This is a genomic window from Zobellella endophytica, assembly GCF_003012775.1.
Classification (GTDB): Bacteria; Pseudomonadota; Gammaproteobacteria; order Enterobacterales; family Aeromonadaceae; genus Oceanimonas; species Oceanimonas endophytica.
In genome coordinates, this window is sequence record NZ_PXYG01000002.1 from 500,724 (window position 1) to 524,184 (window position 23,461).

Annotated in this window: 21 protein-coding genes; 12 read left to right on the top strand and 9 right to left on the bottom strand. The window is 65.4% G+C overall.

Annotation, left to right across the window (positions count from 1 at the left end; genetic code table 11):
* Positions 1 to 494: 494 nt before the first annotated feature.
* From C7H85_RS07565 to C7H85_RS07585, 5 genes are all read left to right on the top strand, one after another.
* Positions 495 to 1,250, top strand: coding sequence for a transporter substrate-binding domain-containing protein (locus C7H85_RS07565; protein ID WP_106729099.1), 756 nt, complete (start codon positions 495 to 497; stop codon positions 1,248 to 1,250).
* A gap of 33 nt (positions 1,251 to 1,283) precedes the next feature.
* On the top strand, positions 1,284 to 2,936 hold the full coding sequence (locus C7H85_RS07570; protein WP_146140432.1) for a GGDEF domain-containing protein: 1,653 nt from the start codon (positions 1,284 to 1,286) through the stop codon (positions 2,934 to 2,936).
* A 172-nt stretch (positions 2,937 to 3,108) separates the two neighbouring features.
* Entirely contained in the window at positions 3,109 to 4,350 is a 1,242-nt protein-coding gene (locus C7H85_RS07575; protein WP_106729396.1) for a 2-hydroxycarboxylate transporter family protein, read from the top strand.
* 35 nt (positions 4,351 to 4,385) lie between these two features.
* Complete coding sequence (locus C7H85_RS07580) at positions 4,386 to 5,984, top strand: sensor histidine kinase (protein WP_106729101.1); 1,599 nt, start codon at positions 4,386 to 4,388, stop codon at positions 5,982 to 5,984.
* A complete protein-coding gene (locus C7H85_RS07585) occupies positions 5,969 to 6,655 on the top strand; it encodes a response regulator (protein WP_106729102.1) in 687 nt (228 codons plus the stop codon). The genes C7H85_RS07580 and C7H85_RS07585 overlap by 16 nt, the downstream gene beginning before the upstream one ends.
* 4 nt (positions 6,656 to 6,659) lie before the next feature.
* Here the strand turns inward: C7H85_RS07585 and C7H85_RS07590 are convergent, their stop codons facing one another.
* Complete coding sequence (locus C7H85_RS07590) at positions 6,660 to 7,526, bottom strand: helix-turn-helix domain-containing protein (protein WP_106729103.1); 867 nt, start codon at positions 7,524 to 7,526, stop codon at positions 6,660 to 6,662.
* Positions 7,527 to 7,712: 186 nt separating this feature from the next.
* Between C7H85_RS07590 and C7H85_RS07595 the strand changes: the two genes are divergently transcribed.
* Positions 7,713 to 8,612, top strand: a complete 900-nt coding sequence (locus C7H85_RS07595; protein WP_106729104.1) for a DMT family transporter — start codon at positions 7,713 to 7,715, stop codon at positions 8,610 to 8,612.
* A 52-nt stretch (positions 8,613 to 8,664) separates the two neighbouring features.
* Here C7H85_RS07595 and C7H85_RS07600 read toward each other — a convergent pair whose 3' ends face one another.
* The gene (locus tag C7H85_RS07600) at positions 8,665 to 9,006 is read right to left on the bottom strand and encodes a DUF2750 domain-containing protein (RefSeq protein ID WP_106729105.1); all 342 of its coding nucleotides are present in this window, start codon (positions 9,004 to 9,006) and stop codon (positions 8,665 to 8,667) included.
* A gap of 144 nt (positions 9,007 to 9,150) precedes the next feature.
* Between C7H85_RS07600 and C7H85_RS07605 the strand changes: the two genes are divergently transcribed.
* The 4 genes from C7H85_RS07605 (at position 9,151) to C7H85_RS07620 (ending at position 12,257) form a co-directional block, all read left to right on the top strand.
* Positions 9,151 to 9,801, top strand: coding sequence for an isochorismatase family protein (locus tag C7H85_RS07605; protein ID WP_106729106.1), 651 nt, complete (start codon positions 9,151 to 9,153; stop codon positions 9,799 to 9,801).
* Positions 9,794 to 10,972: a nicotinate phosphoribosyltransferase gene (pncB, locus tag C7H85_RS07610; RefSeq protein WP_106729107.1), complete on the top strand. Its 1,179-nt coding sequence runs from the start codon at positions 9,794 to 9,796 to the stop codon at positions 10,970 to 10,972. Before C7H85_RS07605 ends, pncB begins: the two co-directional genes overlap by 8 nt.
* Positions 10,973 to 11,107: 135 nt before the next feature.
* On the top strand, positions 11,108 to 11,905 hold the full coding sequence (gene phhA / locus C7H85_RS07615; protein WP_106729108.1) for a phenylalanine 4-monooxygenase: 798 nt from the start codon (positions 11,108 to 11,110) through the stop codon (positions 11,903 to 11,905).
* A gap of 10 nt (positions 11,906 to 11,915) precedes the next feature.
* Positions 11,916 to 12,257, top strand: a complete 342-nt coding sequence (locus tag C7H85_RS07620; RefSeq protein WP_106729109.1) for a 4a-hydroxytetrahydrobiopterin dehydratase — start codon at positions 11,916 to 11,918, stop codon at positions 12,255 to 12,257.
* Between the two features lie 71 nt (positions 12,258 to 12,328).
* Here the strand turns inward: C7H85_RS07620 and C7H85_RS07625 are convergent, their stop codons facing one another.
* The 5 genes from C7H85_RS07625 to puuD all read right to left on the bottom strand — a co-directional run bounded on the left by C7H85_RS07625 (position 12,329) and on the right by puuD (position 17,376).
* Entirely contained in the window at positions 12,329 to 12,766 is a 438-nt protein-coding gene (locus C7H85_RS07625; protein ID WP_158260071.1) for an META domain-containing protein, read from the bottom strand.
* 488 nt (positions 12,767 to 13,254) lie between these two features.
* A complete protein-coding gene (locus C7H85_RS07630) occupies positions 13,255 to 14,529 on the bottom strand; it encodes an NAD(P)/FAD-dependent oxidoreductase (RefSeq protein ID WP_106729111.1) in 1,275 nt (424 codons plus the stop codon).
* Positions 14,530 to 14,543: 14 nt separating this feature from the next.
* The gene (puuC, locus tag C7H85_RS07635) at positions 14,544 to 16,028 is read right to left on the bottom strand and encodes an aldehyde dehydrogenase PuuC (RefSeq protein WP_106729112.1); all 1,485 of its coding nucleotides are present in this window, start codon (positions 16,026 to 16,028) and stop codon (positions 14,544 to 14,546) included.
* A gap of 17 nt (positions 16,029 to 16,045) precedes the next feature.
* Positions 16,046 to 16,603 (bottom strand): HTH-type transcriptional regulator PuuR, encoded by a 558-nt coding sequence (gene puuR / locus C7H85_RS07640; RefSeq protein WP_106729397.1) that lies wholly within the window; start codon positions 16,601 to 16,603, stop codon positions 16,046 to 16,048.
* A 5-nt stretch (positions 16,604 to 16,608) separates the two neighbouring features.
* Positions 16,609 to 17,376 (bottom strand): gamma-glutamyl-gamma-aminobutyrate hydrolase, encoded by a 768-nt coding sequence (gene puuD / locus C7H85_RS07645; protein WP_106729398.1) that lies wholly within the window; start codon positions 17,374 to 17,376, stop codon positions 16,609 to 16,611.
* Positions 17,377 to 17,577: 201 nt separating this feature from the next.
* Here puuD and C7H85_RS07650 point away from each other — a divergent pair, with 201 nt between their 5' ends.
* Positions 17,578 to 18,975, top strand: coding sequence for a glutamine synthetase family protein (locus C7H85_RS07650; RefSeq protein WP_245879595.1), 1,398 nt, complete (start codon positions 17,578 to 17,580; stop codon positions 18,973 to 18,975).
* Positions 18,976 to 19,146: 171 nt separating this feature from the next.
* Positions 19,147 to 20,631, top strand: coding sequence for a Na+/H+ antiporter NhaC family protein (locus tag C7H85_RS07655; RefSeq protein WP_106729114.1), 1,485 nt, complete (start codon positions 19,147 to 19,149; stop codon positions 20,629 to 20,631).
* Positions 20,632 to 21,053: 422 nt separating this feature from the next.
* On the opposite strand, the gene cydB is transcribed toward C7H85_RS07655, so the two are convergent.
* Both cydB and C7H85_RS07665 read right to left on the bottom strand, forming a co-directional pair.
* A complete protein-coding gene (gene cydB / locus C7H85_RS07660; protein ID WP_106729115.1) occupies positions 21,054 to 22,049 on the bottom strand; it encodes a cytochrome d ubiquinol oxidase subunit II in 996 nt (331 codons plus the stop codon).
* 1 nt (position 22,050) lies between these two features.
* Positions 22,051 to 23,457 (bottom strand): cytochrome ubiquinol oxidase subunit I, encoded by a 1,407-nt coding sequence (locus C7H85_RS07665; RefSeq protein WP_106729116.1) that lies wholly within the window; start codon positions 23,455 to 23,457, stop codon positions 22,051 to 22,053.
* Between the last annotated feature and the right edge of the window lie 4 nt (positions 23,458 to 23,461).

Below are 23,461 nucleotides of genomic sequence, written 5' to 3' on the forward strand. Positions count from 1 at the left end.
TTTTCTTATTTTCAGGTTTGGCCGCCAGACAAAGTGGCAACGACCAACCAAAGTGCGTATTAACAATTAGCATAAAAAAAAGGTAAGTGTCAGCCCCCACATGAAAAATTCACATTTTTTTGCAGAGCATCACGCTCGCTGCCAGTGCGGATGGAATATCCATTTCATTACTGATGACATCGGATAATTGCCATCGAAATCGATAAGGAATGGCAATGCGGAGGGAAAATCGGCAGTTGTTTTTTCCTGTAACGGATGGATAAAGGCGGGTAATCGCCCCCGGATTACCTAACAAGAGATAGAGCCATTAAAAAAACGATGGCTGTCATATTAAAAATGATTTAATGAGCGGAAGCGCGACTGGTTTAAACAACCATTGCCGGCAGCAGGGCACGGCCGGGTATCGCCGGGTCGTCATCCTTAGGTAGTAGTGTTCGGAGCCCGGTTTTGATGGCAATATGGCGCCTTGCCCACAGACTCGCATGGATGCCGTAATGAGGAACGCCGTTTTACCGCTGCTGGCGTGCTACTGGCTCGTCAGCGCCTTCCCCGCCCTGGCGGACCGCCTGGTGGTGGCCACCGAGGGCGCCTACCCGCCGTTCAGTTATATCGACGAGCAGGGCCGGCTCACCGGCTTCGACGTGGACATCGCCCTGGCCCTGTGCCGGGCCATGGCCGCGGAGTGCGAACTGGTCACCGAGCGCTGGGACCGGCTGCTCGACGGCCTGGAGCAGGGCCGGTTCGACATGGTGGTGGCCAGCATGGCCAGAACCGAAGCCCGGGCCCGCCGCGCCGATTTTTCCGACCACTATTACCGTACCCATTCGGTGTTCGTCGGCGCGGCCGGCAACCTGACCCACGCCACCCCCGAGCACCTCGCGGGACTGCGTATCGCCACCGGCACCGGCACCATCCAGGCGGCGTTTTTACAGCGCCACTACGGTGCCAGCGAGCTCCTGCTGAGCGAAAGCCAGGAGCAGGCCCTCGACTGGCTGCGCACCGGCAAGGCCGATCTGGTGCTCTCGGACACCATCAACCTGCTCGGTTTCCTGCAGAGCCGCGAGGGGGAGCACTTCGACTACGTGGGCGAGCCCCTGGCCGACGACCTGCTCAAGGCGGAAGCCCGGATTGCCGTGGCCAAGGGCAACCCGGCGCTGCTCGAGCGTATCAACCAGGCCATCGTCACCATCCGGTTGAACGGCAGTTATGACCATATCAACCGGCAGTATATTCCATTCAGCGTATACTGAGCCCGACCCGGGCAAAAAAGGACAACCGCCGCCGTGAGATTATTATCCCGCCCCTTCCATCCCAGGCTATCGACCACCCTCTCCCTGATCGTGTTCGGCCTGCTGCTGTTCATGGGGCTGATCACCTGGCTGGTGGTGCCGCTGCTCACCGATATCCACGACAACTCCCGCCAGACCCGGGAGCAGCACCTGCCGGAGATCGTCAACAACCAGCGGCTGGCGCTGAAGATCGAGAAAATCAGCGGTTACCTCAACACCATCTACTGGTCGCAGCATGCCCGCCAGGAGCGCAACAGCCGGCTGCAGGCCCAGGTCCTGATCCAGAGCTTCATGCTCGAGCAGGTGCCTTATCTGGCCACGGCTACCGTCAAATCGCTGGAAACCATCCGCCTGCTGATCAACCTGCGCAACCTGCAGCGGGAACGCATGGCCCAGGTGGCGTCCCTGTCGGCGGCGCTGCCCCTGCCCGCCTCGCTGCCGGCCGGGTCGCCGCGGACCCGGCTGCAGCGGGACATCACCGCCTTCCGGCTCAGGCTGTCGTCCCTGGCGCTCAACGAGGTCCGCTGGGATCAGCTGGCGGCGGACCTGTCCGCCCTGCGCCGGCAGCTGCAGGACGCCGCCCGCGGCCTGCCGGCGCCGGCCGCCGAGCCGCTGGCCCGGCGGCAACAGACCCTCGACGAGGTGGCGCTGCGACTGCAGGAGATGTCCGCCCTCAACCGGCAGGCCGAACGGCTGCTGCACGATGGCCGGGAACAGCTCGAACAGGTAGCCAACTACCTGACCACGGACGCCGCGCTCCAGGTGCAGCAGCTGAACGGCGATATCGGCACCAATGCCCGGGCCGTCGCCGGTTATACCTATGCCCTGATCGGGGTGATGGCGGTGATGTCCCTGCTGCTGTTCCGGGCCCTGCAGCACTTCATGCTCAGGCCGGTGGAAGCGTCGGTGGCGGGCCTGCGCGCCATCGAGCGGGGCGGCGACAGCCAGGTCCGACTGCCGCCGGTACTGTTCAGCGAGCTGAATACCATCTGCCGGGCGGTGGAAGACTATTCCGCCCTCACCCGGGACCTGCGCAAGGTCAACGACGCCCTGCACCGGCTGTCCCAGCAGGACGGCCTGACCGGCCTGGCCAACCGGCGCTGCTTCGATGAATCCCTGCTGCAGGAGCTCGTCCGGGTCCGACGCCATCGCTCACCCCTGGCCCTGCTGATGCTGGATATCGACTATTTCAAGCAGCTCAATGACCGGCTCGGCCATGTCAGCGGCGACGAATGCCTGAAGGCGCTGGCGGCGGTACTGAGCCGGCTCAGCCAGCGGCCGGGGGAGCTGGCCGCCCGCTACGGCGGCGAAGAATTTGTCCTGATCCTGCCCGGCTGTTCCCCGGAGCAGTGCCTGCAACTGGCCGAGCGGATCCGGGCGGCGGTGGCCGCGCTCTGCCTGCCGGCGGCCAACGGCGAGCGGAACGCCGAGATCCGCTTCACCGTCAGCATCGGGGTGGCCTGGACCGACGGCGGCGAGCCGCCGTCGCCGGACGACTTCATCCAGCGGACGGATCGGGCCTTGTACCAGGCCAAGCTCGCCGGCCGCAACCGGGTACGCGCCGAGTGGGAGCCGGCGACGGCCGCCAACGCCTCGGTGCAGGCCAGGCCCGTCGCCATTGAGGCCCCCTGGCGCCGTGTGCTTTAAGTTCTAAATATTTTTATTTTGCTTTGCCGGGGTTGCCAAAGAGTAACAACGAAAATTTGGGTACAGTCGCCGGCCTCGATTGCATGGTCGCAATCCCCAACCGGAGACGATTTCAGTGAAGAAACTCAATACCGCAACCGCATCCTGGCAGGGCGGGCCGCAACTCGGCGGCATGCCGGCCCTGCTGTTTCTGGCCCTGGCGTTTTTCGTGCTGCTGTCCGGCTGGCAGGGCAGTCTGCCGCTGGGCATGGTCGGCGCCCTGGCGCTGATGTACGTGCTGGCCGTGCTGCTCAACGAGCTCGGTGAACGCATCCACCCGGTGCGCGAATACCTGGGCGGCGGTACCATCATCGCCATCTTCGGCTCCGCCGCCCTGTTCCAGTACCAACTGCTGCCGGCCCAGGCCGGCCAGGTGATCAGCGACTTCATGCAGCAGGGCGGTTTCCTCAACTTCTTTATCGCCAGCCTGGTCACCGGCTCGGTGTTCGGCATGAGCCGGGCGCTGCTGAAAAACGCCGCCATGCGCTACCTGCCGGTGATCCTGGGTGGCGTATGCACCGCCTTCCTCGCCGTCGGCCTGGTGGGGCTGCTACTCGGCGACGGCTTCAAGAGCGCGGTGCTGCTGATCGGCTTGCCGATCATGGGCGGCGGCATGGGCGCCGGCGCCGTGCCGCTGGTGGAAATCCTGTCCGCTCCCCTGCAGCTGAGCAGCACCGAGTTGCTGTCGCGCATGGTGCCGGCGGTGGTCATCGCCAACACCCTGGCCATCGTGCTCGGCGGCCTGCTGCACCGGCTGGGCCGGCGCTACCCCTCGCTCACCGGCAACGGCCGGCTGATGGTCAGCGAGGAGAACACGCCGCCGGCGGAGCACAGCGCCGCGCCGTCGATGGAAACCCTCGGCATCGGCCTGTTCATCAGCCTGAGCATGTTCGTGCTCGGCTCGCTGCTTGGCCTGGTCATCCCCATGCATCCCTTCGCGCTGATGATCCTGAGCGTGGCCGTCATCAAGATTGCCGGCGTGCTGCCGCGGGCCTATGAGGAGGCCGCCGCCGGCTGGTACCAGTTCGTGGTTACCAACCTGACCGGGCCGCTGCTGGTCGGCATCGGCATCGCCTATACCGACATCAACGCCCTGCTGGACGCGCTCTCCCTCAGCTACCTGTTGCTGGTCACGGTGACCGTGGTGGGCAGCGCCCTCGGCGCCGCCCTGGTCGGCCGGCTGGTCGGCTTCTACCCGATAGAGGCGGCGATCACCGGCAGCCTGTGCATGGCCAACATGGGCGGCACCGGCGACGTGGCGGTGCTGTCCGCCGCCCGCCGCATGCAGCTGATGCCCTTCGCCCAGATCTCGTCCCGCCTCGGCGGCGCCTTTATGCTGATCCTGGCCACCCTGATCATTTCCCTCTGGGCCTAGGTTACACTGGCGTTTTTGGGTAAAGGGTCCATGCCATGAAACTGCGCCACCAGTTCGTCGCCCTGGCCATGCTGTTTTCCCTGCTGCTGGTGCTGGGCCTGGGCGCCCTGCTGGCGGTCCTGCTGCGCCAGCAGGTGGAGGCCAACCTGGCCGACAAGGGCCTGGCGCTGGCCCGGGTGCTGGCGCTGGATCCCCGGGTCGGCCAGGCGCTGCGCCGGGCGGACCCGGGTCTGCCCGGCTATGTGGAGCGGCTGCGCGCGCAAACCGGCGCCGCCTACCTGGTGGTGACCGACCGCCAGGGACTGCGGCTGAGCCACCCGGTGCCCGCCGCAATCGGCGAGCCCTTCCGCGGCGACGACCTCTGGCCCACGCTGCGCCAGGGCCGGCAGCACTGCTCCCGCTGGCAAGGCACCCTGGGTCCCTCCATCCGCTGCTTCGCCCCCGTGCCCGGCGCCGACGGTGCCCCGCTCGGCGCCGTGGCGGTCGGCTTCCTGCAGGGCCAGCTCACCCGGCTCTACCGGGATCAAATCGGGCTGATGGCCGCCGCCATCGGCGCCATACTGCTGCTCGGCGGCCTGCTCGGTGGCCTGCTGCTGCGCCGGCTGCGCCGCACCCTGCTTGATCTGGAGCCGGAATACATCGCCCGCCAGTTCGCCCAGCAGGAACTGGTGCTGGAAAGCATCGCCGAGGGCATCCTGGCGCTGGATCGAGAAGAGCGGCTGACCAGCCTCAACAGCGCCGCCTTTTACCAGCTGCGCCTGCCGCTGCTGCGCAAGGCCGATGCCCTGGGCCGGCCGCTGGCCGCCCTGCTGCCCGAACTGGCCCGCTGCCTGCAGCAGGCCCCGGCCGATGTCCCCTTCCGCTTTCAGGTACTGGGGCAAGGCTACCAGGGCCAGTGGCTGCCCATCCGGCGGCAGCAGCACCAGGTCGGCAAGCTGCTGACCTTCAGCCGGCCGGAGGCCGCCTCCGGCCTGTCCCACCAGTTGACCCACCTGCAGCAATACGCCGAGCTGCTGCGCATGCAGACCCACGAATACGCCAACAAGCTCAACAGCCTGTCCGGCCTGCTGCAGCTGGGCCACGTGGCCGAGGCGGTGGAGATGATCCAGCAGGAAACCGAGGACTACCAGGCCCTGTTGCAGGATCTGCTGCGCACCATCGCCGACAAGCCGGTGGCCGGGCTGATCCTGGCCAAGTTCAGCCGGGCCCGGGAGCTGGGCGTCGCGTTCCGGCTCGATCCGGACAGCTGCCTGGCCGCCTGCGACAGCCATCTGTCGGCCAGCCTGATCACCCTGATCGGCAACCTGCTCGACAACGGCATGAGCGCCGCCTGGGCCAACCGGCAGCATCGCGCGCCCCGGGTGCTGCTGTCCCTGAGTGATTTCGGCAAGCGCCTGATCATCGAGGTGGAAGACAGTGGCACCGGAGTGGACGAGGCTATCGCCGACCAGCTGTTCGACTACGGCGTCACCGGCCAGGGCGGCGATCACGGCGTCGGCCTCTACCTGGTGAAGGAAACGGCCGGGCGTCTGGGCGGCACCCTGGAATGGCGCCGGACGGCGGAAGGCTTTACCCTGTTCGGTATCTATATCGACAAGAGCGGACTCACCGACAGCACATGGAACCCATCGTAACCCTGATCGTCGAGGACGATCCCAGAGTGGGCCGCATCCTGCAGGAAGTGGTCGGCACCACCCCCGGCTTCCGGGTGCTGGGCCGGGCCGAGACCCTGGCCGAGGCCGGGCTGATGCTGACGGCGGGAATGCCCGAGCTGCTGCTGGTAGACCTGTCGCTGCCCGACGGCTCCGGCCTGGACTGGCTCGAGGAGCAGCGCCGCGCCGGGCTGAACGCCGGCATCATCATGATCACCGCCGCCGACGACGTGGCCACGGTGCAACGGGCGCTCAACACCGGGGTGTTCGACTACATCATCAAGCCGCTGCGCCTGGCCCGCATCCAGCAGAGCCTGGCCGATCTGCGCGCCTTCCACACCCGGCTGCGCCAGCCGTCCAGCCTGGATCAGGGCACTCTGGACCAGATGCTGGGCAAACACCGCCCGGGCGGCGAGCCCCAGCGCAGCACCCCCAAGGGCATCGACGCCCTCACCCTGCGCCAGGTCGAGCAGCTGTTCGAGTCCGCCCCCGACGAGGGCTTCTCCGCCGACGCGGTGGCCCAGCGGCTGTCCATGAGCCGCACCACGGCCCGCCGCTATCTGGAATACCTGGAATCGGAAGACCGGCTGCGGATCAGCCTGCACTACGGCAGCCGGGGCCGGCCCGAGCGGATCTACCGCCGCCAGCCCTGAGGGCTCAGCCGCGCAGGCTGGACGGCGCCCGGCCGGTGCCCAGGCGGAAACGATGGGCCAGGTGGCTGGCGGAGCTGAAGCCGCAGCGCAGGGCAATCTCGCTCAGCGGCAGCGCCGTGGTGCGCAACAGGCTCTGCGCCCGTTCCAGCCGGCGCGACAGCACATACTGGTGCGGCGTCATGCCCTGGCTCTGGCGGAACATGCGCGCGAAATGGAACTCGCTCAGGTTCACCTGGGCAGCCAGGTCGCGCAGCGGCAGCGATTGCTCCAGGTGGGCTTCGATGTAGTCCAGCACCCGGCGCAGTTGGTAGGGCGCCAGCCCCCCGACGACCCTGGGCGGGGCCCAGCGGTACTGGGTGTAGTGCCGGAGCAGGTGGCTCAGCAGCAGGGTGACGGCACTGCCCAATGCCAGCCGGTCGCCGTTGTCGTGCCAGTCCAGATCGAGCAGGAACTGGCGGTACAGGCCGGCGATGCGGTCGTCCGCGGCGAAGGTGCGCTCGTCCAGCAGCAGGCCGGCGGGGGACTTGTCCCACACCCGTTCGGCCAGCTCGCGCAAGTGCCGATCGGTGAAATAGAGGTGCACGAATTCCAGGGGGCCGCGGATATCCCAGGTGGACTCGTGCTCGGCGGGCATCAGGCAAAACCGGTCCGGGCCGCCGCCGTTGCGCCAGCCGTCGCCGGTCTTGCGATAGGATTCGTAGCCGTCGGCCACATAGAGGCTCAAGGTATGGTGACTGGCCTTGTCCAGGTCGATATAGTCCTGGTCGTTGTACCAGCGCGCCAGGGCGATGTCGTCGCCGAGGGTGGCGGCATTCCTGTTCACGGCCTTGTGCCGGCTCAGGCGGTCGAATACATCATAATGCGCGCTCACATTGTCCTCCGGTGACGGCGTTCGGCGGCCCTTGATGATATCTCCCCGGCGCGGGCGCGCCAAGACGGGCGGCGGCCCCGGTACAAAAAAGCGCAAGAATCTGCAACCGGAGCGCAAGAAGCTGGGCGCGGGCCGCCCCGCCGGCTGGCACACTGAAGGCCTGAACCACCACCGGAAAAGTTACCCATGAATATCGTCCTCTACAGCCTCACCGTCCTGATCTGGGGCACCACCTGGATCGCCATCACCTTCCAGCTGGGCGAGGTGCCGGTACCTCAGTCGGTGTTCTACCGCTTCGCCCTGGCCGCCCTGGTGCTGCTGCTGGTGCTGCGGCTCACCGGCCGGCTGCGCCGTATCGGCCTGCAGGATCACCTGTTCTGCGCCCTGCAGGGGCTGTGCGTGTTCTGCCTCAACTTCTATCTGTTTTATACCGCCACCGGCTACATCACCAGCGGCCTGAACTCGGTGGTGTTCTCCATGTCGGTGCTGTTCAACGCCGTCAACGGGGTTATCTTCTTCCGCCAGCCGCTGACCCGCCGGCTGGTGCTGGCCGCCGCCCTCGGCCTGGCCGGCATGCTCTGCCTGTTCTGGCCCGATATCCGTGGCCAGAGCCTGAACGGCACCGTGCTGCTCGGCCTCGGCTGCTCCCTGCTCGGCACCTACGGCTTCTCCCTCGGCAACATGCTGAGCCTGCGCCATCAGCGGCGGGGGCTGGACGTCTGGTCCACCAACGCCTATGCCATGGGCTACGGCGCCCTGCTGATGCTGCTGATCGCCCTGACCGGCGGCGAGCCCCTGGTGCTGGATACCTCGCCCGGCTACCTGGGGGCGCTGCTCTATCTCGCCATCGTCGGCTCTGTGGTCGGCTTCGGGGTCTACTTCGCCCTGGTCGGACGCATCGGCGCCGGCCAGGCGGCCTACGCCACCCTGCTGTTTCCCTTGGTAGCGTTGGCCATTTCCACCCTGTTCGAAGGCTATCGCTGGACGCCGCCGGCGTTGCTCGGGCTGGCGCTGATCCTGGTGGGCAATGGCGTGATGTTCTATCGCAGGCGGGAACCGTCGCTGCCGCAGGCGGAGCGGGTATAACTGGGCGGAAGGGAAAGTGCGGGGGCCCGCCGTCGGGCCCCCGCAGCGGTGATCAGGCCAGATCCTTCACCAGCTCGAGCACGTCCAGCTCGATGCCGTCCAGCTCTTCATCCCAGTTGGGACCGATGCGCACGCCGTCTTCCGACAGATCTTCCACCCACACTTCCAGAAACTCGGCCAGGGTGATCTCGAAGGGTTCGTACTCGGCCCACTCGTCCACGCACTGCACCTTGGCTTCGGCGGCGGTGGACCAGACCGGCATCACTTCGGTATCTTCGAACTCGCTGGAATCGCAGACCACCCACTCGTCCCCGAAACGCAGCCCCCACATCACCCGGTTGGCTTTCACTTCATCGATAAAACGCTGGTAGTTTTGTTGGTGGCTGTCGCTCATCTTGTTCACCTTTGGCTGATAATGGGGAGAGAGCCCCCGATGGGGCGATACTGAACCAAATCAACTTTAGACTCAATCAAAACAATATTAACAGAGTGCTACACCGGCCCTCCCGGGCCCATACTTAACCATAGGAGGTGGAGCATGAAATTACCCGCCAAACACCGCGTCGCCAGCCTGGATGTCGACGCCCAGTACACCTTTACCCCGGTCTGCCCGGACGAGCTGCCGGTGCCCGAGGGCGACCGGATCGCCGACGAGCTCAACCGCCAGGCGGCCTTTGCCGGCTACCGCCTCGGCTCCAAGGACGCCCACTCGCCCCGGGCGCTGTGGCTCAGCAGCGATACCGAGCCGCCCTTCAGCCCGATCACCGGCGCGGACAACATGGACATCCGCTGGCCGCGCCATGCGGTACCCGGCACCAGGGGTTTCGAGCTGCTGGCCGGCCTGCCCCATCCCGCCGATTACGACTTCTTCGTGTGGAAGGGGGTGGAGCCGGACATGCACCCCTACGGCGCCTGCTACCACGACCTGGCCGAGCGCCAGAGCACCGGCCTGGTCGAGTTCCTGCGCTGCAACCAGGTCAATACCGTGCTGGTGGGCGGCCTGGCCACCGACTACTGCGTACGCAAGACGGTGCTGCAGTTGCTGGCGGCGGGCTTCGAGGTGGTGGTCAACCGCTCCGCCATCCGCGGCGTGGCCGACGACAGCAGCCGCCACGCCATCGCCGAGATGATCCAGCTGGGCGCCCATTTCGTGCACGACAGCGACCAGCTGGAGCAGGCCGATGACTGAGCCCGTGATCCGCTCCCTGCTCGACACCGACCTGTACAAATACACCATGATGCAGACGGTACTGCACCAGCACCCGGCGGCGGCGGTGGAATACAAATTTCATTGCCGCACCCCCGGCATCGATTTCACCGACTGCCTCGGGGACATTCGCCGGGAAATCGAACGGCTGTGCCAGCTGCGGCTGACCGAAGACGAGCTCGGTTACCTGGCCGGACTCGACTATATCAAGCCCGACTTCATCCACTTCCTGCGACTGTTCCGGCTCGATCCGCGCTTTGTCCGGCTCGACTGCCGGCAAGGCGAGCTGGAGCTGCGCATCCAGGGCCCCTGGCTGCACACCATACTGTTCGAGGTGCCGCTGCTGGCCATCATCAGCGAGATCTACTGCCGGCGGCATCACCCCGCCCCGGACTGGGAGCAGGCCCGCGCCCGGCTGCAGCGGAAAATCGACCTGGTGAGCGACGGCGAACACCACCAGGGGTTCCATTTTTCCGATTTCGGCACCCGCCGCCGTTTTTCCCGCCGCTGGCACCAGGAGGTAGTGACCCAGCTGAGCCGGCAACTGCCCAGGCAGTTCGTCGGCACCAGCAACCTGCATCTGGCCCGCCGCCTGGGGCTGCTGCCCGTCGGCACCATGGCCCACGAGTTCCTGCAGGCCTTCCAGGCGCTGGGCCCCCGGCTTATCGACAGCCAGAAGGCGGCGCTGGAGGCCTGGGTGCACGAATACCGCGGCCGTCTGGGCTACGCCCTGACCGACGTGGTGGGCATGGACGCCTTCCTGCGCGACTTCGACCTCTACTTCGCCAAGCTGTTCGACGGCCTGCGCCAGGACTCGGGCGATCCCATCGAGTGGACCCTGAAGGCGCTGGCCCACTACCGCCGGCTGAAGATAGATCCGCGTACCAAGCACCTGGTGTACAGCGACAGCCTGACCATGGCCCGGGCGCTGGAAATCTACCAGCGCTTTCGCGGCGACTGCACCATGGCCTTCGGCATCGGCACCCACCTCACCAACGACGTGGCGGCGGCCCCGCTCAACATGGTGATCAAGATGATCGCCTGCAACGGCCAGGCGGTGGCCAAGCTGTCCGACAGCCCGGGCAAGACGATGTGCGAAGACCCGGACTACCTGGCCTACCTGGCCCGGGTGTTCCGGGTCGCGGCGCCCTGAATCCCGGGGCGACGCCGCCGGATGGTGTAAACTTAATGTTACAAAGGAGATGAACCCGAGGACGGCGGCCACCTTCTAAATAGTATGCCGGCTCTCTAGATTAGGGGGCCAAGACGCTTTGAGGAGGGAGCAGCAATGAAAGCGACCCAGTATGTGGCCCGCCAAGCCGGGCCGGACGGAATTATCCATTACAGCGCCGAAGAAGATGCCATCTGGCAAACCCTGATCGAACGCCAGCTGGCCTGCGTGGCCGGCCGCGCCTGCGATGAATACATGGCGGGCCTGACCCGGCTGCAACTGCCGCGGGAGGGCATCCCCCAGCTCGGCGACATCAACCGGGTGCTGGAGCCCGCCACCGGCTGGCGGGTAAGCCGGGTACCGGCGCTGATTTCCTTCGATCATTTCTTCGAGCTGCTGGCCGACCGGCGCTTTCCGGTGGCCACCTTTATCCGCAGCCGCCAGGAGCTGGACTACCTGCAGGAGCCGGACATCTTCCACGAGATCTTCGGCCACTGCCCGCTGCTGACCAACCCGGCCTTCGCCCGCTTTACCCACACCTACGGCCGGCTCGGGCTCGCCGCCAACCCGCAGGACAGGATCTTCCTGGCCCGGCTGTACTGGTTTACCGTGGAGTTCGGCCTGCTCGATACCCCGACCGGACGACGCATCTACGGCGGCGGTATCCTCTCCTCTCCCGGTGAAACCCATTACGCCTTCGAGTCGCCCAAGCCGGAGTTCCGCCCCTTCAACATCCTGGACGTACTGCGCACTCCCTATCGCATCGACATCATGCAGCCCATCTACTACGTGCTGGACTCCATCGACGACCTGTTCCATATCGCCGAGATGGACATCATGGCCAAGGTAAACGAGGCCAAGGCCCTGGGGCTGTTCGCCCCCACCTTTCCCCCGAAACAACAACAAGCCAGTTAAAGGAGTGAACATGACCGCACTTGCCCAACAACACTGCGAGGCCTGCCGCGCCGATGCCCCCAGGGTCGGCGATGACGAGCTGGCGGCCCTGATGAAGGATCTTCCCGACTGGACGCCGGTGGCGCGGGACGGGGTGCTGCAGCTGGAGCGGGAGTACAAATTCAAGAACTTCAAGCTGGCCTGGGCCTTCGCCGACAAGGTGGCGGAGCTGGCCGAGAGCGAATTCCACCACCCCACCATCACCCTGGAATGGGGCAAGGTCACCGTGACCTGGTGGACTCATGCCATCAACGGCCTGCACCGCAATGACTTTATCATGGCGGCCAGGACCGATACCCTGCTGGAAGGCTGAAAACCGGAAGCTGGAAGAGAATAAAGGAGTCGGGGTCAATTTTAAAAATTGACCCCGACTCCTTTTGATATTTACCGGGCGGTCAGGGTGCGTCCGTCATTGGCATGGATCACCAGCTCGCCGCCGGGCGTGAACTCGATGCGCTGGCCATTGCCGAGCATATCCAGCATCAGTTGCTCCCGCTCCATCTGCGCCGGGGTGCACAGCATCATGGTGCTGGCCATGCCGGTGGTCTCGAGCTTGTCGCCCTCCAGCCGGTAGCCGCCCTGGAAGCCGTTGCAGAAGGCGCGGCCATAAAGTCGTCCGTCGTCGCCGAAGTTGAGGGTGCCGGCGGCCTGGCCGATGCTGCCGGGCAGCTCGCCGGTCACGTCCATGCCGTTCAGCTCCCGCACCTGCCACTCGGTGCCGGTCAGTCGGTGTTGCGGCTGCTGGTTGCCCGGCCCGGCGCAACCACTCAGGGCAATCAGGGACAGGGAGGACACCAGAGCCAGGGAAGTCAGTCGATTCATATATAACCTCACAAGATAAGGAAAAGCCGTCCCGGCTCGAAGCAGGCGCATCCAGGCTGCGCTCCTGATTTGAGCAATAACTCTAACACTATACCCGTTTTTGGAGGAAAGACCCACTCCCTGACCCAAACCCCGGCACCGGTGCGGGCAGGCCCGGCGTAACTGGCGGCCGTAGGGTCGACTTCAGTCGACCAAAACCCGGCGCCGTGGGTGGGATGGTCCACTGAAGTGGACCCTACAACAGGCCGGCGTAACTGGCGACCGTAGGGTCGAATTTATTAGACCAACCCCCGGCTACTGCAGGCCGGACACCGGCGAGGCGGCGCAAGGGCGGTTTGTAGGGTCGACTTCAGTCGACCAACCCCCGGCACCGGTGCGACATGGTCCATTGAATGGACAGGTGCAACCTACAAGGTGGACCTCCGCCTTCGCGGAGGTGACCACTATTAAACAAAGGAGGAAGCCCCTTTGCCAGCTTCCGGCTCCGGTCACACCCCCAGCTTGTCGCGCAGGCTGTAGTAGGCGGCGCCCATGGCGGAGAACGGCACCTGGAAACGGCGACCGCCGAAGAAGGGCAGGTGCGGCAGGCGGGCGAAGGCATCGAAGCGCTCGGCCTGACCCTTGAGCACTTCTGCCAGCAGCTTGCCCGCCAGATGAGTACAGGTGATGCCGTGGCCGCTGTAGCCCTGCATATAGTAGACGTTCGGCTCCAGCCGCCCGAACTGGGGCAGGCGCGACAGGGTCAGCAGGAAGTTGCCGCTCCAGCGGTAGTCGATCTTCACCCCCTTGAGCTGAGGGAAGGTCTTCAGCAATTTGGGCAGTACCAGCCGCTCTATATCGTCCGGGTCCCGGGCGCCATAGACCACACCGCCGCCATAGATCAGCCGCCGGTCGCCGGTGAGGCGGAAATAGTCCAGCAGGTAGTTGCAGTCCTCCACACAGTAATGGTGGGGGATCAGGGACGATGCCTGCGCCTCGCTCAGTGGTGCCGTGGTGATCACCTGGGTGCCGCAGGGCATGGCCTTGGCCGCCAGCTTGGGCTCCAGGTTGCCCAAATAGGCGTTGCCCGCCAGCACCAGGAAATTGGCGGTTACGCGCCCGTGGGCGGTGATCGCCACCGCCGGGTCGCCATATTGGATGTCGGTCACTGCCGACTGTTCGAAGATGCGCCCGCCCAGCTTGCGGATGGCCTCGGCCTCGCCCAGCGCCAGGTTGAGCGGGTGGATATGACCGCCCCGGTGATCGAGCAGGGCGCCCACATAGGCTTCGGTGTCGATCTCTTCCCGCACTCGCCCCTCGTCCAGCAGCTCCAATTGCCGGTGGCCGTAGCGTTCCCAGTTGGCCTTCTGGTTTTCGAGTTCATGCAGCTGGCGCCGGTTCAGGGCGGCGAAGATGCCGCCGGGGCGGAAGTCGCAGTCGATGCCGTACTGCTCGATGCGGCTGCGGATGATGTCACCACCCTCGAACATCATGCTGCCCAGCATGCGGGCGGTGTCCTGGCCGTAGCGGGCCTCGATCACATCGATGTCCCGGCTGTAGGAGTTGACTATCTGGCCGCCGTTGCGGCCGCTGGCGCCGAAGCCGATGCAGCTGGCTTCCAGCAGCACCACGTCGAACCCCGCCTCGGTGAGGAAGAGGGCGGTCGAGAGGCCGGTGTAGCCGCCGCCCACCACGCACACGTCGCAGCGGATGTCTTCGGTCAGTTGCGGCCAGGACTCGTGCCGGTTGGCCGAGGCGGCGTAATAGCTGTTTACATGTTCCATTTAAAACTTCTCCCTTAATCCAGTGCCAGCCAGGTGGTCTTGAGTTCGGTAAATTTCTCCAGGGCGTGCAGGGACTTGTCCCGGCCGTTGCCGCTCTGCTTGACGCCGCCGAAGGGCACCGTCATGTCGCCGTCGTTGTAGTTGTTGATAAACACCGAGCCGGCTTTGAGTTTGCGCGCCAACCGATGGGCCCGGCGCAGATCCGAGGTCCAGAGCCCGGCGCCCAGGCCGTATTTGCTGTCGTTGGCCAGGCGCACCGCTTCCTCCTCGCTGTCGAAGGTGGTCACCGCCAGCACCGGGCCGAAGATTTCCTCCTTCGCCACCACCATATGGGGGTTGACCTGCTCCAGCACCGTTGGCCCCATGAAGTTGCCGGCCTGATCCCGGCCGTCCAGGGACAGCACCGCGCCCTCCTCCAGCCCCTCGGCGATATAGCGGCACACGCTGCCGTGGTGATCGTTGTCAATCAATGTGCCCATGGTGGAGTCGGGATCGAGCGGGTCCATCGGCTTGAACGCCTCGGCGGCCTTTTTCAGCTCGGCCAGGAAGGCGTCCTTGATGCTCGCCTCCACCAGCAGCCGGGTGCCGGCGATGCACACCTGGCCCTGGTTGTAGAAGATGCCGGCGGCGGAGGCGCGGGCCGCCTTGGCCAGATCCGGGCAGTCGGCGAACACCAGGTTGGCGCTCTTGCCGCCCGCCTCCAGCCACACCCGCTTCATGTTGGAGCGGCCGGCGTATTCCATCAGCAAGCGGCCCACTCCGGTGGAGCCGGTGAAGGTGAGGCAGTCCACGTCCTGATGCAGGGCCAGGGCCTTGCCCGCTTCGTGGCCGAAGCCGGGCAGCACGTTGAGCACGCCGTCGGGCAGGCCCGCCTCCCTGGCCAGGGCGGCGAGGCGGATGGCGGTGAGCGGCGACTTCTCCGACGGCTTGAGGATGACGGAGTTGCCCGTCGCCAGCGCCGGGCCCAGCTTCCAGCAGGCCAGCAGCAGCGGAAAGTTCCAGGGCACGATGGCCGCCACCACCCCGATGGGCTCGCGGCTGACCAGCGCCAGGGCCTCGGGCCCGGTGGGGGCGATTTCGCCGTACACCTTGTCCACCGCCTCGGCATACCACCGGATGGCGCGGGCAGCGCCGGGGATGTCATCCCGCAGGCTGTGGCGGATCGGCTTGCCGGTGTCCAGGGTTTCGAGCAGCGCCAGCTCTTCCCGGTGCTCCTCCATCAGCTCCGCCAGGCGCAGCAGCACCCGCTTGCGCTCGGCCGGCGCCGCCTCGGACCAGACCCCGGACTCGAAGCTGGTGCGGGCCACCGCCACTGCGGTGTTGACGTCCCGCTCCTGGGCTCGGCTCACCTCCGCCAGGGGCTGTTCACTGGCCGGATTGGTCAGGGTGAAGCGCTCGCCGCCTTCCGCCTCCCGGTATTCGCCGGCGATAAACAGCCGGGGTTCGATGGTCAGGGTGGCCGCCAGGGCCTGCCAGTGGGCTTTGTCTCTGAACTCCATGATGGTCTCCGCCTTCCTTACAGATTGGCCGGGGTATGGGCGCTGATGATGCGACACTCCCGGTCGGATATATTGGTAAAAGTATGGGGCAGCCCGGTATCGATCACATAGCTTTGCCCCGTCTTCAATGAATAGACCTCGCCGTCCACCGTCAGCTCGATTTCCCCTTCCAGCACGGTGCCGGTTTCCTCGCCCTGGTGCTTGAGGTGGCCGCCGGTGCTGGTGCCGGGGGCATAGGTTTCGATCAGAAAGCCCAGGGCCCGCTTGCGGTTGCCGTTGTGCACCAGCTTGAACGACACCCCCCGGCTGCCGATTTCGATCAGTTCCTCGGGGTTGATCACCACCCGGTTGCGCCTGGGGCTGACCGGTTCGGCAAAGAACGCCGACAGCGACATGCCGTACACCTTGAGCAGTTTCTGCAGGGTGCTCACCGCCGGGCTGACCTTGTCCTGCTCGATGGTGCAGATGGCGCTGTGGGTCAGCCCGGACAGCTCGGCCACCCGCCGCTGGCTCAGGCCCAGTTGCTGGCGCAGCCGGGCCAGCCGCTGCCCCGGGGCCAGACCGGGTTCGTTCACCGCGCTCATGAGCGGGCCCCGGCGTCATGGTGGTAGCGGCGGCAGGCCTCGACGAAGCCGTCGAACAGGACGCAGGACAGCGCGTTGTCCCGGCTCTGCCATTCCGGATGCCACTGCACCCCCAGGGCGAAGGGATGATCCGCCAGGCTGATGGCCTCGATCAGGCCATCCGGCGCCCGGGCTTCCTCCCGGGTATCTGCCCCCAGTGCCTTCACCCCCTGCATATGCAGGGAATTCACCCGCCGGTGCTCCGGCCCGGCCAGTCGGGCCAGCAGGCCGCCGGTCCGGGGGATGATATCGTGGGCCGGGGCGTACTGCTCCGCCAGCGACAGCGACTTGTCTTCCCGGTGTTCATCGAACAGGCCGGTGTCGTGCAGGCGCCGGTGCAGGGTGCCGCCGCCGGCCACCACCATCTCCTGGAAGCCACGGCAGATGCCGAGCAGGGGCAACCGCCGCGTCCGGGCCTCGGCGATCAGCCGCAGGCTGACACTGTCCCGTCCCGGATCGTTCAGCGGCTCCTCCCCCGTTTCCCCGTAATGATGGGGCTCCATGTTGCTGTAGCTGCCGGTGAGCAGGATGCCGTCGAGCAGGGCCAGAGCCTGGGCCAGGCTCCGTTCGTCGTCGGCCAGGCCATGGGCCAGCGGAAACGGCAGGGCACCGGCGGCCAGCAGGGCGCTGAGGTATTTCTCCTGCAGCGTCATGGCCGGGTGCGGTCCCAGCTGCTGCCGGCACATGATCACCCCGATCACAGGCTTGTTAATAATATCAACCATCACCATCCCCTCCTGGACGCTCTAAATTCTGAACATAACAGCAAATAAAGCCAGTTTTTGTCAAATATATGGTCAAAAACTAGCACACGTTAATTTCATGCTCAATAATATTTAACACTTGCAAAACAAAATAAACAAATTTATGTTTCTCATGGTAAGTATTTTTAACGGTCACATGGCGGTGCAATAATGCAAGCAGAAATGGAAATATTAAAACCCCTGGCCACGGCCTCCGCGCCCAGCGAATTCGAACAGGAAGTGGCCAACTACCTGGCCCAGTATCCCGACACCCAGTATGTCGACGTACTGCTCACCGATCTCAACGGCATCTTCCGCGGCAAGCGGCTGCCGGTCGGCGCCCTCGACAAGCTGGAGGCGGGCTGCTTCTTCCCCGGCTCGGTGTTTGCCATGGACTTTCGCGGCAATGTGGTGGAGGAAACCGGCATCGGCCAGGACATCGGTGAGCCGGATCTGCCCTGTTACCCCATTGCCGATACCCTGGTGCCCTCGGCCTGCGATCCGGACACCGTGGCCCAGTTGCTGCTGACCATGGTCACGGAAGACGAACAGCCCTTCCCACTCGAGCCGCGCAACGTGCTGGCCCGGGTATGGGAAAAGGTCAAGGCCCGCGGTCTGCGGCCGGTGGTGGCGCTGGAGCTGGAGTTCTATCTGGTGGACCGGGACAGGGACGACAGCGGCCGGCTGCAGCCGCCCTGCTCGCCACTGACCCAGAAGCGGGACACCTACAGCCAGGTGTATTCGGTGGACAACCTCAACAACTTCGCCGACATTCTGGCTGAGATAGACAACCTGGCTATCCAGCAGGGGCTGCCCGCCGACGGCGCCGTGGCCGAAGCGGCGCCGGGCCAGTTCGAGATCAACCTCAACCACACCGACGACGTGCTCGCCGCCTGCGACCAGGCCCTGGCGCTGAAGCGGCTGATCAAACTGGTGGCGGAGCAGCACGAGATGGACGCCACCTTTATGGCCAAACCCTACCAGGAGCACGCGGGCAGCGGCCTGCATGTGCACATCAGCGTGGTCGACGACCAGGGTGACAACCTGTTCGCCGACGCCGCTGGCGAAGATTCGGCCCTGCTGCACCTGGCCCTGTCCGGCATGCTGGATCTGATGCCCGACAGCATGGCGCTGCTGGCCCCCAACATGAACTCCTTCCGTCGCTTCCAGCCCGGCATGTACGTGCCCACCCAGGCCTCCTGGGGCCACAACAACAGGACGGTGGCGCTGCGCATCCCCTGCGGCGACGACGACGCCCGCCGCATCGAATACCGGGTGGCCGGCGCCGACGCCAACCCCTACCTGGTAATGGCGGCCATTCTCGCCGGCCTGCTGCACGGCCTGGACAATACCCTGCCGCTGCCGGCGCCGGTGGTGGGCAACGGCCTGGAGCAGGAAGGGGTGCCCTTCCCCACCCGGCAGAGCGAGGCACTGCAGGCGCTGACCGAGAGCCAGCCGCTCCGGCGCTACCTGGGGGACGCCTTCGTCGAGGTCTACCATACCTGCAAATATGATGAACTGCTGGAGTTCGAGCGGCGCATCACCGACATCGAACTGGAATGGATGCTGAAAAATGCCTGAGTCGGCATCAGCACGATTTTCCGGCGGCATGACGCCCGGGTTCGACCGGGTGGCGATGGCGCCGGATTTTGGGAAGGCGGCCGCGGCCGCCGTAGGCAAACCATAGGGAAGTGACCGGCGCCGTGGCGGTCCCTTGCCCCCGGCGCCGGCCCTGAATCAAGGAAAACAGCGATGCAACAAGACAATACCCTGGCACTCGATTCCACGAAGAAATGGCCCGCACTGTGGCACGGCCTGGCCGTCACCCTGGTGGCGGCACTGGGCTTCGCCTGGCTCGGCGTTACCCACGATCCGGACAGCGATTACGGCGTACTCAGCCTGCTGCCGGCGGCGCTGGTGATCACCATGGCGGTGCTCACCCGCAAGACGGTGGAGTCCCTGCTGGCGGGCAGCCTGCTCGGGCTGCTGCTGATCGATCCCACCGATCTGGTGACGCCGCTGGCGGACGTGACCCTGGCGGTGATGATGGACGAAACCATCGCCTGGCTGATCCTGGTATGCGGCATGATGGGCGGGCTCATCAACCTGCTGGCCCGGGGCGGCGGCGTGTTCAGCTTCGGCAACTTCATGACCCGGCTGATCAAGTCCCCCCGCGGCGCCATGTTCGGCACCGTCGGCCTGGGGCTGGTGGTGTTCATCGATGACTACCTCAACTCCCTCGCCGTCTCCTCCTCCATGAAGAAGATCACCGACACCTACAAGATCTCCCGGGAGAAGCTGGCCTACATCGTCGATTCCACCGCCGCTCCCATCTGCATCCTGGTGCCGGTCTCCACCTGGGCGGTGTTCTTCGCCTCCCTGCTGGAGGACGCCGGCGCCGCCGAGGGCGGCCGGGGCATGTCGCTCTATATCGACAGCATCCCCTACATGCTCTACGGCTGGGCCGCGCTGCTGGTGGTGGTGCTGGTGGCGGCCAACCGCCTGCCGGATCTGGGCGCCATGAACAAGGCGGAAGCCCGCGCCCGGGCCGGCCAGCCGGTGCCGACCGGCTGGGAAGACCAGGAAGAGGCCATTCCTGCCCGGCAGCCGCCGGCCTGGCTCGGCCTGTGCAATTTCCTGCTGCCCATGGGGGTGCTGGTGTTCGCCAGCGTCTGGTACGAGATCGACCTGCTGAAAGGGGTGCTGGTGGCGCTGGGCTGCACCATGCTGCTCTATTCGGTACAACGGCTGCTGTCGTTCCAGCAGCAGGTGGAAGCCACCCTCGACGGCTTCAAGGTGATGCTGCACCCGCTGGCCACCGTCTGCGCCGGTTTCATCCTGAAGGAAGTAAATGATCAGTTGGGTATGACCCAGTATATCATCGACACCGTTACTCCCCTGCTCACGCCGGCGCTGCTGCCCGCGGTGGTGTTCCTGGTAATGGCGCTGGTGGTGTTCAGCACCGCCTCCAGCTGGGGGGTGTTCGTGATCTCGCTGCCGATAGTGGTGCCCCTGGCCCAGGCCATGGAAGTGCCCATGCCGCTGGTGGTGGGCGCCCTGCTCTCGGCCTCGGCCTTCGGCAGCCACGCCTGCTTCTTCAGCGACTCCACCGTGCTGTCCGCCCAAGGCGCCGGCTGCGACACCATGGATCACGCCCTGACCCAGCTGCCCTATGCGCTGATCGGCGGTGCCCTGACCCTGGCGGCGCTGCTCGCCGCCGGCTTCTGGCTGGTGTAACGGCGGCGTAAGCTGGAAACGTCCGGTTTCCGCGCTGCACGTCAATGAAAAAAGGCTCCCGCGGGAGCCTTTTAGCCTTTTCAGACTGCTGAAAACCTTCAGGCCCACTTACGCGGGCAACGCTTATGCCAAAACAGGCGGACAAAGGGAATGGCTCCGACGACCGTCACATTCCAAGGATGGCATGTGCGAGCCTACATGGATGTACTTGCTGCGTGTCGGCGGAGTTGGCCCTTTGGCCGGCTCATTCCTGTAACGCAAACGACGTTGTCATCAAGCTGAAAAAAGGCTCCCGCGGGAGCCTTTCTTATGTTCTCAGATCCTCAGTGCCAGTTTAATCACCAGGCCGAGCAGGGTGACGGCCAGCACCCCGCCCAGGTAGAGGACGGCGAACCACAGCCAGCCCTTGCGGGATGCCTTCATCAGTAACCCTCCTCGAAATCCTCGACCTTGCCGGAGAAAATGCGGTAGCCCCAGAGGGTGTAGGCGCAGATCAGCGGCAGGAAGATAAGGATCCCCGGCAGCAGGAACAACAGGCTGGAATCCGGTGCCCGGGCATCCCACAGGGTCAGCTGGTGCGGAATAAGATAGGGGAAGAGCCCCACCACCAGGCCGATAAAGCCCAGGATGAACAGCCCCACCGCCAGCCAGAAGGGCCGGGTCTCGTGGGGCTGGCCGTCCAGATCCCGGTACAGCAGCCAGCCGAACAGCCCGCTCAGCAGCGGCAGCGGCAGCAGCAACAGGAAGTTGAGGCCGTCGAACCAGCGTGCCCGCACCTCGGTATTGTCCAGCACCGTCCACAGGCTCACCACCACCAGTATCACCATGATGGTCAGCACCAGCTTGCGGCCAAAGCCGGCGGCGCGGGCCATGATGTCGCCCCGGCTCTTCATCACCAGATAGCAGCAGGCCAGCAGGGCGTAGGCCACCATCAGCGCGAAGCCGGTGAAGATGCTGAACGGCGACAGCCATTCCAGGGCGCCCAGCTCGCCGGGGCCCGCTTCCACCCCCTGCACCACGGCGCCGAGGATGGCGCCCTGGCAGAAGGTGGCGACGGTGGAGCCGAGGAAGAAGGATTTGTCCCACCAGGGCTTGGAGCGGTGCGACTTGAAGCGGTACTCGAAGGCCACGCCGCGGAAGATGAGCCCGATCAGCATGATGATGATCGGGGTGTACAGGGTCGCCAGTATGCCCGCGTAGGCGGCGGGAAAGGCGGCGAACAGCACCACGCCGCCGAACACCAGCCAGGTTTCATTGCCGTCCCACACGTGGGAGATGGAGCGCATCATGTGGTCCCGCTCCGCCTCGCTCTTGAACCAGGGGTAGAGGATGCCGAGGCCGAGATCGAAGCCGTCGAGCACCACGTACATCAGTACCGCGAAACCCAGCAGCAGGTAGTAGAACAATGCCAAGTCCATGTTATGCCTCCGCCTTGTCGTGTTTCAGTTGCTTCACCCAGGCCAGGGCATAGCCGGGGGCGTCGACGCCGATCAGGTGTTGCTCCAGGTGCACCATGTCCGGCGGCCCCTTGCGCACCAGCTTGGCCATGAAATAGAGGTAGACGCACAACAGCAGGCTGTAGGTCGCCACGAACAGCAGCAGCGAAAACAGCACCCGCTCCGCCGGCAGCGGCGACACCACCTCCATGGTGCGCACCAGCCCCTGCACCAGCCAGGGCTGACGGCCGATCTCCACCACGTACCAGCCGGCCAGGGTGGCCAGCACCCCCGAGGGGATCATCAGGTTCATCAGGGCGAGGAAGGGCCGGTTTTCATAGAGCCGGCCCGAGCGGCGCAGCCAGAGCCCCCACAGGGCTATACCTATCATCAGCACGCCCAGGCCCACCATCAGCCGGAACGAATAGAACACCAGGGGCACGTTGGGCCGCTGGTCGGCGGGCACCGACTTGAGCCCCTGCAGCTCGCCGTCCCACTCGTGGGTAAGGATAAGCGACGCCAGCTTGGGGATGGCGATTTCGAAATGGTTGGTCTCGTTTTCCATGTCCGGCACCGCGAACAGCAGCAGCGGCGCGCCGGCCTCCCGCTCGGGCCAGATGCCCTCCATCGCCGCCAGCTTGACCGGCTGGTGCTCCTTGACGTTGAGGCCGTGGAAGTCGCCCACCAGCGCCTGTACCGGCGCCAGGATCAGCGCCGCCCACAGCGCCATCGACAGGCCCTTGCGGGCGAAGGCCAGGTCGCGGTTGTTACGCAGGTACCAAGCGCTGACACCACCGATCACGAAGGTGGCGCTGAGCATGGCCGCCAGCAACATGTGCACCAGCCGGTAGGGCATGGAGGGGTTGAACACCACCTCCAGCCAGCTGGCCACCTCGAAGCGGCCGTCCACAATTTCATGGCCGGCCGGGGTCTGCATCCAGGAGTTGGCCACGATGATCCAGAAGGCGGAAATCCAGGTGCCCACCGCCACCACGCAGGTGGCGAAGAAGTGCAGCTTCTCGCTGACCCGCTGCCAGCCGAACAGCATGACCCCGAGAAAGCCCGCCTCCAGGAAGAAGGCGGTGAGCACCTCGTAGGCCATCAGCGGGCCCAGCACCGGGCCGGTGATCCGGGAGAACTCGGAGAAGTTGGTGCCGAACTCGTAGGACAGCACGATGCCGCTCACCACCCCCATGCCGAAGGTGATGGCGAAGGGCTTGATCCAGAACTTGGCCAGCTGGAAATACAGCGGGTTGCGGGTCTTCAGCCAGAGTCCTTCCCAGATGGCGATGGCGGTGGCCAGGCCGATGGTGATGGCCGGGAAGATGATGTGGAAACTGACGGTAAAGGCGAATTGAATTCGCGACAGTATGGCGGCATCCAGCTCCATGATT

What these genes read in the sequence shown, in the direction of transcription:
- C7H85_RS07565 (WP_106729099.1), top strand. Translation starts at nt 495, where the DNA reads ATGAGGAACGCCGTTTTACCGCTGCTGGCGTGCTACTGGCTCGTCAGC.
- C7H85_RS07575 (WP_106729396.1), top strand. Translation starts at nt 3,109, where the DNA reads ATGCCGGCCCTGCTGTTTCTGGCCCTGGCGTTTTTCGTGCTGCTGTCC.
- C7H85_RS07580 (WP_106729101.1), top strand. Translation starts at nt 4,386, where the DNA reads ATGAAACTGCGCCACCAGTTCGTCGCCCTGGCCATGCTGTTTTCCCTG.
- C7H85_RS07585 (WP_106729102.1), top strand. Translation starts at nt 5,969, where the DNA reads ATGGAACCCATCGTAACCCTGATCGTCGAGGACGATCCCAGAGTGGGC.
- C7H85_RS07595 (WP_106729104.1), top strand. Translation starts at nt 7,713, where the DNA reads ATGAATATCGTCCTCTACAGCCTCACCGTCCTGATCTGGGGCACCACC.
- C7H85_RS07600 (WP_106729105.1), bottom strand. Translation starts at nt 9,006, where the DNA reads ATGAGCGACAGCCACCAACAAAACTACCAGCGTTTTATCGATGAAGTG.
- C7H85_RS07605 (WP_106729106.1), top strand. Translation starts at nt 9,151, where the DNA reads ATGAAATTACCCGCCAAACACCGCGTCGCCAGCCTGGATGTCGACGCC.
- pncB (WP_106729107.1), top strand. Translation starts at nt 9,794, where the DNA reads ATGACTGAGCCCGTGATCCGCTCCCTGCTCGACACCGACCTGTACAAA.
- phhA (WP_106729108.1), top strand. Translation starts at nt 11,108, where the DNA reads ATGAAAGCGACCCAGTATGTGGCCCGCCAAGCCGGGCCGGACGGAATT.
- C7H85_RS07620 (WP_106729109.1), top strand. Translation starts at nt 11,916, where the DNA reads ATGACCGCACTTGCCCAACAACACTGCGAGGCCTGCCGCGCCGATGCC.
- C7H85_RS07625 (WP_158260071.1), bottom strand. Translation starts at nt 12,766, where the DNA reads ATGAATCGACTGACTTCCCTGGCTCTGGTGTCCTCCCTGTCCCTGATT.
- C7H85_RS07630 (WP_106729111.1), bottom strand. Translation starts at nt 14,529, where the DNA reads ATGGAACATGTAAACAGCTATTACGCCGCCTCGGCCAACCGGCACGAG.
- puuC (WP_106729112.1), bottom strand. Translation starts at nt 16,028, where the DNA reads ATGGAGTTCAGAGACAAAGCCCACTGGCAGGCCCTGGCGGCCACCCTG.
- puuD (WP_106729398.1), bottom strand. Translation starts at nt 17,376, where the DNA reads ATGGTTGATATTATTAACAAGCCTGTGATCGGGGTGATCATGTGCCGG.
- C7H85_RS07650 (WP_245879595.1), top strand. Translation starts at nt 17,578, where the DNA reads ATGGAAATATTAAAACCCCTGGCCACGGCCTCCGCGCCCAGCGAATTC.
- C7H85_RS07655 (WP_106729114.1), top strand. Translation starts at nt 19,147, where the DNA reads ATGCAACAAGACAATACCCTGGCACTCGATTCCACGAAGAAATGGCCC.
- cydB (WP_106729115.1), bottom strand. Translation starts at nt 22,049, where the DNA reads ATGGACTTGGCATTGTTCTACTACCTGCTGCTGGGTTTCGCGGTACTG.
- C7H85_RS07665 (WP_106729116.1), bottom strand. Translation starts at nt 23,457, where the DNA reads ATGGAGCTGGATGCCGCCATACTGTCGCGAATTCAATTCGCCTTTACC.